General features: G+C 59.6%; 13 protein-coding genes. 9 read left to right on the forward strand and 4 right to left on the reverse strand.

Annotated elements, in window-relative coordinates; genetic code table 11:
* Window positions 1-214 precede the first annotated feature (214 nt).
* From A15D_RS12190 to rsd, 8 genes are all read left to right on the forward strand, one after another.
* Complete coding sequence (locus A15D_RS12190) at window positions 215-577, forward strand: PleD family two-component system response regulator (RefSeq protein ID WP_102792176.1); 363 nt, start codon at window positions 215-217, stop codon at window positions 575-577.
* 145 nt (window positions 578-722) lie between these two features.
* Window positions 723-3,068, forward strand: a complete 2,346-nt coding sequence (locus A15D_RS12195) for a Tex family protein (protein WP_102792177.1) — start codon at window positions 723-725, stop codon at window positions 3,066-3,068.
* A 116-nt stretch (window positions 3,069-3,184) separates the two neighbouring features.
* Complete coding sequence (gshA, locus tag A15D_RS12200; protein ID WP_102792178.1) at window positions 3,185-4,744, forward strand: glutamate--cysteine ligase; 1,560 nt, start codon at window positions 3,185-3,187, stop codon at window positions 4,742-4,744.
* A gap of 332 nt (window positions 4,745-5,076) precedes the next feature.
* A complete protein-coding gene (gene rmf / locus A15D_RS12205) occupies window positions 5,077-5,271 on the forward strand; it encodes a ribosome modulation factor (protein ID WP_022985390.1) in 195 nt (64 codons plus the stop codon).
* Window positions 5,272-5,444: 173 nt separating this feature from the next.
* Window positions 5,445-5,948 (forward strand): disulfide bond formation protein B, encoded by a 504-nt coding sequence (locus A15D_RS12210; protein ID WP_102792179.1) that lies wholly within the window; start codon window positions 5,445-5,447, stop codon window positions 5,946-5,948.
* A 7-nt stretch (window positions 5,949-5,955) separates the two neighbouring features.
* Window positions 5,956-6,312 (forward strand): CidA/LrgA family protein, encoded by a 357-nt coding sequence (locus A15D_RS12215; protein ID WP_102792180.1) that lies wholly within the window; start codon window positions 5,956-5,958, stop codon window positions 6,310-6,312.
* Window positions 6,302-7,033, forward strand: a complete 732-nt coding sequence (locus A15D_RS12220) for an LrgB family protein (RefSeq protein ID WP_102792181.1) — start codon at window positions 6,302-6,304, stop codon at window positions 7,031-7,033. The genes A15D_RS12215 and A15D_RS12220 overlap by 11 nt, the downstream gene beginning before the upstream one ends.
* Before the next feature lie 240 nt (window positions 7,034-7,273).
* Window positions 7,274-7,762, forward strand: coding sequence for a sigma D regulator (gene rsd / locus A15D_RS12225; RefSeq protein WP_102792182.1), 489 nt, complete (start codon window positions 7,274-7,276; stop codon window positions 7,760-7,762).
* A gap of 74 nt (window positions 7,763-7,836) precedes the next feature.
* Here rsd and A15D_RS12230 read toward each other — a convergent pair whose 3' ends face one another.
* Both A15D_RS12230 and A15D_RS12235 read right to left on the reverse strand, forming a co-directional pair.
* Window positions 7,837-8,550, reverse strand: coding sequence for an FKBP-type peptidyl-prolyl cis-trans isomerase (locus A15D_RS12230; protein ID WP_102792183.1), 714 nt, complete (start codon window positions 8,548-8,550; stop codon window positions 7,837-7,839).
* A gap of 16 nt (window positions 8,551-8,566) precedes the next feature.
* Window positions 8,567-8,905, reverse strand: coding sequence for a DUF4124 domain-containing protein (locus A15D_RS12235; RefSeq protein WP_102792184.1), 339 nt, complete (start codon window positions 8,903-8,905; stop codon window positions 8,567-8,569).
* A gap of 200 nt (window positions 8,906-9,105) precedes the next feature.
* On the opposite strand from A15D_RS12235, the gene A15D_RS12240 reads away from it, so the two are divergent.
* On the forward strand, window positions 9,106-9,819 hold the full coding sequence (locus tag A15D_RS12240; RefSeq protein ID WP_102792203.1) for a ParA family protein: 714 nt from the start codon (window positions 9,106-9,108) through the stop codon (window positions 9,817-9,819).
* Window positions 9,820-10,150: 331 nt separating this feature from the next.
* Here A15D_RS12240 and bioA read toward each other — a convergent pair whose 3' ends face one another.
* Window positions 10,151-11,425, reverse strand: a complete 1,275-nt coding sequence (bioA, locus tag A15D_RS12245) for an adenosylmethionine--8-amino-7-oxononanoate transaminase (RefSeq protein WP_102792185.1) — start codon at window positions 11,423-11,425, stop codon at window positions 10,151-10,153.
* 207 nt (window positions 11,426-11,632) lie between these two features.
* Window positions 11,633-12,097 carry a TIGR02444 family protein gene (locus A15D_RS12250; protein WP_233192222.1) on the reverse strand — a complete coding sequence of 155 codons (465 nt, stop codon included), beginning with the start codon at window positions 12,095-12,097 and terminating at the stop codon, window positions 11,633-11,635.
* Window positions 12,098-12,153: the final 56 nt, after the last annotated feature.

A 12,153-nucleotide genomic window follows, 5' to 3' on the forward strand; every position in this document is an offset into this window, starting at 1 on the left:
ACGAATGGCACCGACCTCCCCCGTGTTGCAGCTTGAGGCTTGTGGCTTGTAGCTGCTATTGGCGACACTCTGCGTCACCTGGGTGCCGGAATTCGACAGCTTACCTTTGCCCCGCTGGCTGCTATCATGCGGGATTGATTGAACCGCACACATAAAAAAACAGAATTGGGCCGACCGGGACCGTAAAATACGTCGGCATTGAGGAGAGCAAGAGATGGCAAAAATTCTTGTGGTGGACGACTCCCCGACCCAACTGACCAACCTGGTCAAGATTGTCCAGGGCCAGGGCCATGAAGTCGTCACCGCCAGCAACGGCATGGAAGGGGTCGAGATGGCCCGGCAGGAACAACCTGACCTGATCCTGATGGATGTGGTCATGCCCGAGCTTAATGGCTTCCAGGCCACCCGAAAGATTACCCGCGATCCCAGCACCGAGAGCATTCCCGTGATTCTGGTCACCACCAAGGATCAGGAGACCGACAAGGTCTGGGGCGAACGCCAGGGCGCCTTTGGCTATGTGGTCAAACCCCCGGTGGAAGCCGAGCTGGTGGCCATGATCAACAAGGCTCTGGGCTAACCCCCGTGAGCCGCTGAATCCAAGCCACAGCCACTTTTACAAGTCAATCTATCAACGACCGGAATCATTCCCTATGATTCCGGTCGTTTTGTTTTAAAAGCGTGCCTGCCCCAGCGTGACCGGCCAGGCCATCAAGGAATAGTCCATGCGTAGTATTGAACAGATCATTGCTGAAGAACTCTCCTGTCAGGAGCGGCAAGTCCACGCTGCCGTCGCCCTGCTCGACGAAGGTGCCACCGTCCCCTTTATTGCCCGTTACCGGAAAGAAGTCACCGGCGGCCTGGACGACACCCAGCTGCGGAATCTGGAAGAACGACTGCGCTACCTGCGAGAGATGGAAGAGCGCCGCGACGCCATCCTCAAGAGCATCGCCGAGCAGGACAAGCTCACCCCGGAACTGGAAAAGGCCATCAAGGCGGCCGACACCAAGACCCGCCTGGAAGACCTTTACCTGCCCTACAAGCCCAAGCGCCGCACCCGCGCCCAGATTGCCCGCGAAGCCGGCCTGGAACCCCTGGCCGACACCCTGCTGGACGATCCCACCCAAGAGCCCGAGGCGCTGGCCGCTGGCTACCTCAACGAAGAGCACAAGATCGCCACCGCCAAAGACGCCCTGGACGGCGCCAAGCAGATTCTCATGGAGCGTTTCGCCGAAAACGCCGAGCTGCTGACCCGCCTGCGCACCTACCTCTGGGACAAGGCACAGATTCAGTCCAAGCTGGCAGATGGCAAAGAGAAGGACGGCGCCAAATTCAGCGATTACTTCGATCACAGCGAAGCCCTGAAGGATATCCCCAGCCACCGGGCCCTGGCCCTGTTCCGTGGCCGCAACGAGAGCATCCTGCATGTCTCCATGGTGCTGCCGGAAGAGCTGGAAACAGCCATCCCCCATCCCTGTGAAGCCATGGTCACCGCCGTATCTGGCTGGAGCCATCAAGGCCGCGCCGCCGATGACTGGCTCAAGGAAGTGATGCGCTGGACCTGGAAGATCAAGCTCAACACCCACCTGGAAACCGAACTGTTGGGCCGCGTACGCGAGCTCGGTGAAGAAGAAGCCATTCAGGTCTTCGCCCGAAACCTGAAGAGCCTGCTGATGGCCTCCCCCGCCGGCCCCAAATGCACCATGGGTCTCGATCCCGGCCTGCGTACCGGGGTCAAAGTCGTGGTTGTCGACGCCACCGGCAAACTGCTGGAACACACCACCATCTTCCCGCACCAGCCCAAGAACCAGTGGGACCAGTCCCTGTCGGTACTCGCGGCCCTGTGCCTGAAGCACAAGGTGGAACTGATCGCAGTGGGCAACGGCACCGCCAGCCGGGAAACCGACAAGCTGGCCGGTGAAGTGGTCAAGGCCAGCAAGGGCAACATCCAGAAGATCATGGTCTCCGAAGCGGGCGCATCGGTGTACTCCGCATCGGAAACCGCTGCCCGCGAATTCCCCGATCTGGACGTTTCCTTCCGTGGCGCGGTCTCCATCGCCCGCCGTCTGCAAGACCCACTGGCCGAGCTGGTGAAAATCGACCCGAAAGCCATCGGGGTGGGCCAGTACCAGCACGACGTCAGCCAGGTCAAACTGTCCCGCTCGCTGGACGCCGTGGTGGAAGACTGTGTGAACTCGGTGGGGGTAGACGTGAACACTGCCAGCGCCCCGCTGCTGGCACGCATTGCCGGCCTGAATGCCACCATTGCCGGCAACATCGTCTCCTACCGGGAAAAGAACGGCGCCTTTGGCTCCCGTATCGATCTCAAACAGGTACCGCGCCTGGGCGACAAGACCTTTGAACAAGCCGCCGGTTTCCTGCGCATCATGGACGGCGCAAACCCGCTGGATAGCTCTTCCGTTCACCCGGAAGCCTACCCGGTGGTCGAAAAGATCGCCGAGAAACACGGCCGCCCGCTGAAGGAACTGATCGGCGATGCACCCTTCCTGAAAAAGGTCAACGCAGTGGATTTCACCGATGACAATTTCGGTCTGCCCACCGTGACCGACATCCTCAGCGAGCTGGAAAAACCCGGCCGCGACCCACGCCCGGAATTCAAGGCGGCGGTCTTCAAGGAAGGGATCGAAACCCTCAAGGACCTGAAGCCGTCCATGATCCTGGAAGGCACAGTGACCAACGTGACCAACTTTGGCGCCTTCGTGGACATCGGCGTTCACCAGGATGGCCTGGTGCACGTGTCGGCCCTGTCTGACAAGTTCGTGGAAGACCCGCACGATGTGGCCAAGCCGGGCGACATCGTCAAGGTAAAAGTGTTGGATGTGGACCTGGACCGTAAGCGTATCAGTCTGACCATGCGCATGGACGACCAGCCCGCCGAGAAAGGGGCAGCCCCTGCCCGCAATGGCGGCGGCCCCCGCAAGGGCAACAATGGCCCCCGTGGCCAGCGTCAGGGCGGCAACCGCGGCCAGGGCAACCAGCAAGGCAACAAGGGCACCGGCTCCTTTGGTCAGCTACTCGCCAATGCCATGGCTGAAAAGAAGGGAAAATAGTCCCGCCAACCGCTGGTGATTGCAGCCCTGACCATGCAAGGTAGGGCGACAATCCCGTAGGCAGGGGGCCCAATGTGCCCCCTGCCACCCGGATATCGAGAACGGAACTGCCTGTTATGGCCAAACTTGAACAACGTATCCGTGCCCTGCTGGATTCCGATGCCGCCGCCACCCTGGCCGGCATTCGTCGCGGCATCGAAAAGGAAAGTCTGCGCATTACCACCGATGGCACCCTCGCCCAGACCCCTCACCCGCAGGCACTGGGTTCAGCCCTGACCCACCCCTACATCACCACCGACTATTCGGAAGCCCTGCTGGAGTTCATCACCCCAGCCACCACCGAGCTGCACAAACCGCTGGAGTTCCTGGAACAACTCCACCGCTATGTGTACAGCCACATCGGTGACGAAGTGCTGTGGGTCAATTCCATGCCTTGCATGATCAGCAAGGACAATGATGTGCCGGTGGCGCAATACGGCAGCTCCAATGTGGGCCGTATGAAGACCGTCTACCGCGAAGGGCTTGGTCACCGTTATGGCCGCAAAATGCAGACCATCGCCGGCATCCACTACAACTTTTCCTACCCGGAAGAGTTCTGGAAACTGAACCAGGTACTGGAAGGCGACAGCGCACCATTGCAGGACTACATCTCGCGACGCTACTTCGATCTGACCCGCAATTTCCAGCGTTACTCCTGGCTACTGGTCTACCTGTTCGGCGCCTCACCGGCACTGTGCAAGTCGTTCCTGGCCGGTCGCGAGCACCAGCTCGACACCTTTGACCACACCCTGTTCAAGCCCCATGCCACCAGCCTGCGCATGAGCGATCTGGGCTACCAGAACAATGCCCAGTCCTCCCTGGCCATCAGCTACAACAACCTCGATGAGTATGTGGAATCACTGACCCATGCCATCAAGACGCCGGAACCTGCTTACGAGAAAATCGGCGTGCTGGATGCCGCGGGCCAGTACCAGCAACTCAATGCCAACATCCTGCAGATCGAGAACGAGTACTACTCCTCGATTCGCCCCAAGCGCACCATCAACAAGGGCGAGCGCCCTACCACTGCCTTGCAGAAACGCGGCGTTGAATACATTGAAATCCGTGCGCTGGATCTGAACCCGTTCGAGCCGGTGGGCATCAATCAGCAGGAAATCCGTTTTCTTGATCTGTTCGCCACCTACTGCCTGTTGCGCGAATCGCCCCTTCTGGAGAAGTGCGACCTCAACGCCAGCAAGGACAACCTTCGCCAGGTGGTCTACAACGGCCGCGATACCTCTATTGCCCTGAACAACTGGGGCAAATCCATCTCCTTCGGGGAATGGGCCAGCGAAAAGCTGGAACAGATGCAGCCTATCGCTGAGCTGTTTGATCGCGCCCACGGCGGCAACAACTACGCCAATGCGCTGGCCCGCCAGCAGGAAAAAGTCCGCACCCCGGATGCCACGCCGTCTGCCCAGATCATGGAAAAACTGGAATCCCGTGAGCAAACCTTCTTCCAGTTCGCCATGAATCAGGCCCTGGCCCACCGCGACCACTTCCTGTCCCGCCAGCGTTGTGACGACACCAACACTCGCCTGGAAACCCTGGCCGCGCAAAGTCTCACCGAACAGAAGGCATGGGAAGCGGTGAACGAACCGCCTTTCGCCGACTATCTGGCGGATTACTTCCGCTAAATCATCCTGGCCCGTTTACCACAGAGGGCACAGCGATCACCGAGGAAAACCTGTTTCAGGTCGCCTCTGCGGACTCTGTGCCCCCCCTGTGGTGAAACGCCTTTCCCCCAAGGAAGCGGCAAGCTGACAAAAGGTACAAACCGTTGCACGACTGCGCACTTTTTCAACAAAAATGCGCACTCTATCCCTATGCAATTTGCACCACAGTGCTAGGGTACTTCTGAATAACGCCTTGCACGCTTCAGGCCGCGCCCCTTGGGTTTTCCAGACTGAGCACGCAAGGCGTTATGCAGAGGCACCCCTGTCTCACAGGAATCAACCGGGAGAATGGCATGACCCCGAATCGGGAGCAGTGCGAGAAAGCCTATAATCAGGGCTGCATGTGGGGCATGGGCGGCGGCGACAGTAATCGTTGCCCCTATAGTGCAGACGAACCACTGGCCGAATGGTGGTTTCAGGGCTGGGAAGCCGGCATTGATGCCTGGCACGACCGCAACCTGAAAAACCAGCAGGCACAACAGGCCTGATCCAGACCGACCTCCCCTTTTCTTACCCGGCTTCAGGCTGGCAGACACCCGACGCTGACGCCCGGGAGGAACCTTACCCTCTGCCACCGGTCTGACCTCTGTTGTCGCTCCACCCTTGCCGCCACAGGTGCTTTTGCCTACCCTTCCGCCACCCCTGTTCGATAGAGCTTGCCATGTCTGCTGTGATTCCTGCTCCTCGTCTGCTGAATTTCCTTGCCCTTCTGGGCTGTATTGCCGCCATGGCAGGTGCCTTGTACCTGCAGCATGTGGATGGCCTCGAACCCTGCCCGCTGTGCATTTTCCAGCGTGTTGGCGTCATGGCCGCCGCCCTGGTGTTGCTGGTTGCCTCGCTGCATGGCCCCAAGCGGATCGGGGTGCGCCTTTACGGACTGCTGACCGCCCTGGCAGCCATTGGCGGTGGCGCAGTGGCCATTCGCCACATCTGGCTGCAGAATCTGCCACCGGACCAGGTTCCCGCCTGTGGCCCCGGGCTGGAATACATGATGGATGTGTTCCCGATGCAGAACGTAATCCAGCAAGTGCTGGCCGGGTCCGGAGAATGTGCCGACATGGACTGGTCCTTCCTGGGACTGAGCCTGCCGAGCTGGTCGCTGGTGGTGTTTGCCGGGCTGCTGGTGCTCGCCCTGATCCAGATGTTCCGTCCGCTGCCGCGTTGATCCCCCAATGATCGATGGCCTGCTGATCCTGCTGTTCTTCCAGTTTCTGGGGGAGATCCTGATTCGCCTGACCGGCATCCCCCTGCCCGCCTCCGTCGTGGGCATGGTGCTGTTGCTGGTCGCATTGCTGCTCAATACCCCCTTCACCCAGCGGGTCGCCCCGGCGGCCGGCGCCCTGATCAAGCACATCAGTCTGCTGATTTTCCCTCTGGGGGTAGGCATTGTGCTGCAGTGGCACCGCTACGAAGACTATGCATTGGCACTGGCCGTGGCCGTAGTGATCGGCACCATCCTCAGCATGCTGCTGGTGACCCTGATGCTGAAAAAGCTCATGGGCAAGCCCGGAGATCCCCATGAGCACTGAACTGGATAACCTGGCGGCACTGGCCCATACCCCGCTGTTCGGGATCCTGCTGACGCTGGCCAGCTACCGGTTCGCCTTGTGGGTCTATGGCAAGAGCAACAGCCTGCCAGTGTTTCACCCGTTCCTGGTGGCCTCTATCCCGGTCATTATCGTTCTCCCTCTGGTAGGGGTGAACTATGACGAATACCGCGATCAAACCCGCCTTATCGCTTTCCTGCTGGGCCCGGCCACCGTGGCACTGGCCTGGCCCCTGTACCGTCAGCTGCACGCCGTACGCAGCGTGCTGACCCCCATCGTGGTGGCCACCCTGATAGGTGCCGCCATTTCCGCTGCCATTGCCGTCGGTCTGGCCTGGTGGCTGGGCGCACCGGCAGAAGTGGTGGGCTCGCTGGCGCCGAAGTCGATCACCACCCCCATCGCCGTAGAAGTGGTCAAATCCACCGGAGGATATGTCTCACTGGCAGCCGGCGCGGTGGCCATCACCGGGATTGTGGGCGCGCTGACCGCCGGCCCCATCTTCCGACTGCTGAAGGTAAACGACCAACGCATCAAGGGCTTCGCCCTCGGGCTGGTGGCGCATGCCATCGGTACCGCCCGCGCCTTTGAATACGGCGAAAAAGCCGGCGCCTTTGCCGGCCTGGCCCTGGGCCTGTGCGGACTGGTCACCGCCATGGCATTGCCCTGGATATGGCCCTGGGTCGCCCAGTGGCTGGGCCAGTAATCTCCCAATCCGCCCCTGCCCGGGCAACACAAAGTGTGATGCCGGCGGCACAAAAAGGGCCGCCGTTATGACAAATCCGTCTTTATCAGCAAGCCATTGAGCCCGCACAGCTTTTACCACTCATCTTGGCACCGAGCCCGGCACGACCCATTCTGACCATTGCACCGGGCTTTGCCTCCGTCCTAGTCTCGATAGCCCCACGACAAAATTCGCGCAGCCATTCACTAAGGAGGGAACACAATGGCGAGCTCATCTTCTTCTGCCGCAATGGCCCAATGGCACCGTATCGAAGCACTGGTTCAAGCCTGGCTGGACGAACGCCAACAATTGATCGTGTTGCTTTGTGCCCTGCAGGGTATCCGTGGTCTATCCCGTTCCGACATGCCACGACAACAGCAATTACAGCACTTTTGTGAGTTGCTGATGGACTACATCAGCGCAGGCTATTTCGAGGTATATCGCGAGCTGGTCAACGAAGCCCGCCATTTCCATCGCGAGAACCCGGGGCTGACCCACCAGATTCTTCGCCAGCTGGACAGCTCCACCGACGAAGCCCTGGCCTTTAACGCGGATTTTGAAAACCCGGACACCTGTGCCACGCTGAAAGCAGAGCTACCGCAGCGCATCAGCCGCCTGATGGAAACCCTGGAGGAACGTTTCTCTCTGGAAGACCAGCTGATACTGAGCATCCATCAGCAGGAACCCCCTCTCAAGCAGGCAATGCACTAGACGCGCGCAAGAATAATCCGGGCATTAAAAAGGGCGCCCGAAGGCGCCCTTTTTCAGCGAAAAACCTGCAGCGCTTATTCGCCAGCAGCGTCTTCACCGCCTTTCACGTCCAGCAGCTCGATCTCGAAGATCAGCACCTGGTTCGGACCAATGTCTCCACCGGCACCTTGCTCACCGTAACCCAGCGCCGGCGGCACAACGATCTTCCACTTGTCGCCTTCCTTCATCATCGGCAGCGCTTCCTGCCAGCCCTTGATGATGTGCTGCAGACCAAAGGTGGCCGGCTGGCCGCGATCAACAGAACTGTCGAACACCGTGCCATCGGGCAGGGTACCGTGGTAGTGCACTTCCACGGTGTCTTCCAGGGTCGGGGACGCGGCACCTTCTTCACCGGAGGCCAGCACTTCATACTGCAGGCCACTGTCGGTGGTCGTCACACCTTCACGGGCACCGTTCTCTTTCAGGAAGGTCTCGCTGGCTGCCTGGTTAGCGCCCGCTTTCTCTTCCATCTTCTTCTGCTCGGCGGCAATCATGCGGCCCTGGAAGTCACGAATCAGCTGATCCAGATCCTCTTCCCCCAGACGGGACTCACCACTTTCTTCAAAACCATCACGCAGGCCAGCGACCATGGCATCCAGGTCCAGATTGTCCAGGCTACGCATCTGTTCCGCGCTGCGGAAACCCAGTGCATAGGACGCTTTCTGGTCGTCAGTCTTGAGTTCCACCTTGTCCTGACCACAGGCGACCAGCAGTACAGAGCCTGCCAGTACGATTCCCAATTTCTTCATTCTGCCTCCAATTGGCCTACTGTTGTTGTGTCTGTTGCGATCCCTCACCACCACGCATTTCTTCAGCGCTGATGGTCTTGGGATCTTTTACGGTAACCGCTTCGGCATGCACCCCCGGCGGCGGAATCTGGCCATACTGCCAGTTTCCTTCCGGGTCGCGCCAGCGATACAGCTCGGTTTCGCCGGATTGTCTGACCCAGGGCGACAACCCCTTATCAAACAACCGCTCTGGTTGTTGCCAGTTTTCCTTCACGTGCTGCCAGTTAAGCAGCGGCTTGTCACCCCCAAGCGGAATGGTGAACAAGGCTGCCAGCAGCGCGGCGATCAATGCAACAATGATAAGAAAATAACGCATCCCGATTTCCTTCCCCTTTTATGACAGCGAAATCGCTCAGGGTTCCCTGCCGCCATTGCCCAAAGCACAACAATTTACACCACTTTTCAGTCAGATGCGGTAGTGTGACAAGTGTGAGGGGATTCACTGTTTTCCGGGATGTCAGTCGCCCGGAACGCAAGGATGGGTACAATCATACGAAAATCTTGGCACTCAACCGCATGAATAGCGCACATAACAGCCCGGCAACCACGGTCAAACGCACCGTTATACTGGTTGCCAACAGCAAGGGCGGCTGCGGAAAAACCACCATTGCCACCAATCTTGTCAGTTATTACGAGGCACTGGGCCGTCCGGTGACCCTGCTGGATCTCGATCCCCAGCAGTCGGCGACCCAATGGCTGAAGCTGCGCAAGAGCACCCATATTCATGGCCTGGCGTGGCCGGTGTCGGAGCCGCTCTCTCTGGGCCGCCTGCAACAAAAGCTGGATCAGGCCGGCGAGCTGGTAGTGATCGATTCTCCCGCGGGGCTAGACCCCCATGAGCTCGACCACTTGCTGCGCTTGTCACAGATCGTGCTGGTGCCGGTATTGCCCAGTCCCATCGACATCCGCGCCACCACCCGCTTTCTACAGGCGGTCATGCTCACCCCGACCTATCGTCGCCGGCCACGGCGCCTGGCGGTGGTGGCAAACCGGGCCCGTACCCGCACAAAGATGTATGCGGCTCTGCGTCAGTTCCTGACTAGCCTGAAGATTCCGTATCTGGTCACCCTGCGCGATACCCAGCTTTATGTGCAAGCCATGAGCCATGGTGAAGGCATCATGGATGCTGCGGTGTCCCGCAATCTGGATGATCGCCAGCACTGGCGTTTAATTGGCGAATGGCTGGAGGTTCAGCGCCATCTTATTCAGGCCATGCCGGGGTTTCGGTGATGGGTTGGGATTCTGTTTTTTTGCGAGGCGTTGTTTAGGGGGGAATATGTTTCCGGGATCCCTTCCTCGCTTGGGCTCGGTTCGCCATGCAAGCATAGTTATTCGCTTCGCTCACCCCTTCGGGGCCGCACTACGTGCGTTACTCCGCTGCGCTACGTTCCTACGGAGTGCTCAGGTTATTTATTGGCGCCGAACTCAACGATCTGGAAGGCGTTTCCGTTCTTCTAAAAGCCCCGGAACTATTTTAGGTTTTCCATTCCAACCAAGCGTAGCTTGTAGCTTGTAGCTTGTAGCTTGTAGCTTGTAGCTTGTAGCTTGTAGCTTGTAGCCATCAGCTTCGCTCTGCCAGATCCCGCATGGCACCGGTCAGTTTGCTCAGGTCTGCCGGTTCGATCACGAACGGGGGCATGACGTAGACCAGTTTGCCGAACGGGCGAATCCATACCCCCTGCTCCACAAACTGTTGCTGCACCTGTTCCATGGCCACCGGCTCTTGCATCTCCATCACGCCGATGGCCCCCAGCACCCGCGTATCTGCCACACTGTCCAGCGCCTTCAGGGGCAGCAACTCCTGTTTTAGCTGCTGCTCAATGGCGGCCACCTTCTGCTGCCAGCCGGAATCCAGCAGCAACTGGATGCTGGCGTTGGCCACCGCACAGGCCAGGGGGTTGCCCATGAAAGTAGGGCCATGCATCAACACGCCCGCCTCACCATCGCAAATGCCCGCGGCCACGCGGTCGGTGCACAGCGTCGCGGCCAGGGTCATGTAGCCCCCGGTGATCGCCTTGCCCAGGCAGAGGATATCGGGGCACACATCCGCGTGTTCCATGGCAAACAGCTTGCCGGTACGGCCAAACCCGGTGGCGATTTCATCGAAAATCAGCAGCACTCCGAATTCATCACACAGTGCACGCACGGCCTTCAGATAACCGGGGTGGTAAATGCGCATGCCGCCGGCACCCTGTACCACCGGTTCCAAAATAATGGCTGCAATCTCACCACTGTGTTGTTCCAGCACGGAGCGCACTGCGGCCACATCCTCTTCCTGCAACGGGCCCTCGAACGCGCTCTGTGGGGCGGGGGCAAAGTGATGTTTTGCCAGCACACCACTGAACAGGGAATGCATGCCATTGACCGGATCACAGGTAGCCATGGCCCCAAAGGTATCGCCGTGATAGCCGTTACGCAGCGCCAGCAACTTGTCCTTGCCGGTGTGCCCCTGGCTCAGCCAGAACTGCAGCGCCATCTTGATGGCAACCTCAACCGACACAGAACCACTGTCTGCCAGAAAGACCTTTTGCAGAGGCGCAGGGGTGAGCGCCACCAAGGTCTTGCCGAGCTCGACGGCAGGCTCATGGGTCAGACCACCAAACATGACATGGGCCATGCGATCGATCTGGTCTTTGGCAGCCTGGTTAAGCACCGGGTGGTTGTAGCCATGCACCGCCGCCCACCAGGACGACATGCCATCCACCAGCTCACGACCATCTTCCAGCGTCAGCCGTACCCCGCGAGCACTGGCCACCGGAAAGGTGGGCAGCGGTTTGGAGGTAGAGGTGTAGGGGTGCCAGAGATGATCGCGGTCAAAGTCGAGGTCGATGGTCATGATGCGGTCCGGTGAAACTCAAGGGAAAAGAAGGATGGCAGGGGCCAGTTCAAAGTTCAAAGTTCAAAAGCGCGGTCGGGATTGGGTGCCATCCGGGGTTGGCCAGAGCCGCGCCCATAGGGTTGTTGCCGACTGTTTTTAACAGGAGCGGCGTCGCGGTGCCAGCGGCCAATGGGTGGCGCTGCCCTTTGTCGCGCTTTTGAACTTTCAACTTTGAACTTTCAACTCAACCAGCGCGTTCAACGCACCCTGTAGCCCCTCACACTGCGCTAGCTCCGGTACCAGCACCAACATCCACCCCATCGGGTCGACCTGCTCCCCCGCCGGCAGCAGGTTATCGCACAGGGACGGCAAGGTAGTGAGCAGCCAGCGCTCGCCTTCCAGTTCTACCTGCTGCAGCTGGCGTTTGAATTCAGGCAGACGGACATCCTCACCGGCCTTTCGCCGCACCGCGCGCAACGGCCGTAGATAGTCGACTTCGAACTGCTCCGCCACCTCAGCCACGCGCCGCCCTACCAGCGCATCCGGCTGCTTGCCGGAGGCCGCCAGCCACAGCCCGCACAATAACAACGACACCGGCACCTGGTAGGTATCCTGCAACGTCAGGCAAGCCTGCTCAAACGCCTTGTCCTGCCACCGTCCCAGCGCGTAGCGCCAAAGATCCTGTTTCACGGTATCGTCCACGGTTCCCCCATCCGATTGGCTGGCTTACACTGCGCCGGTTTCTC

Source organism: Alcanivorax sp. MD8A (assembly GCF_002888555.1).
Classification (GTDB): Bacteria; Pseudomonadota; Gammaproteobacteria; order Pseudomonadales; family Alcanivoracaceae; genus Alcanivorax.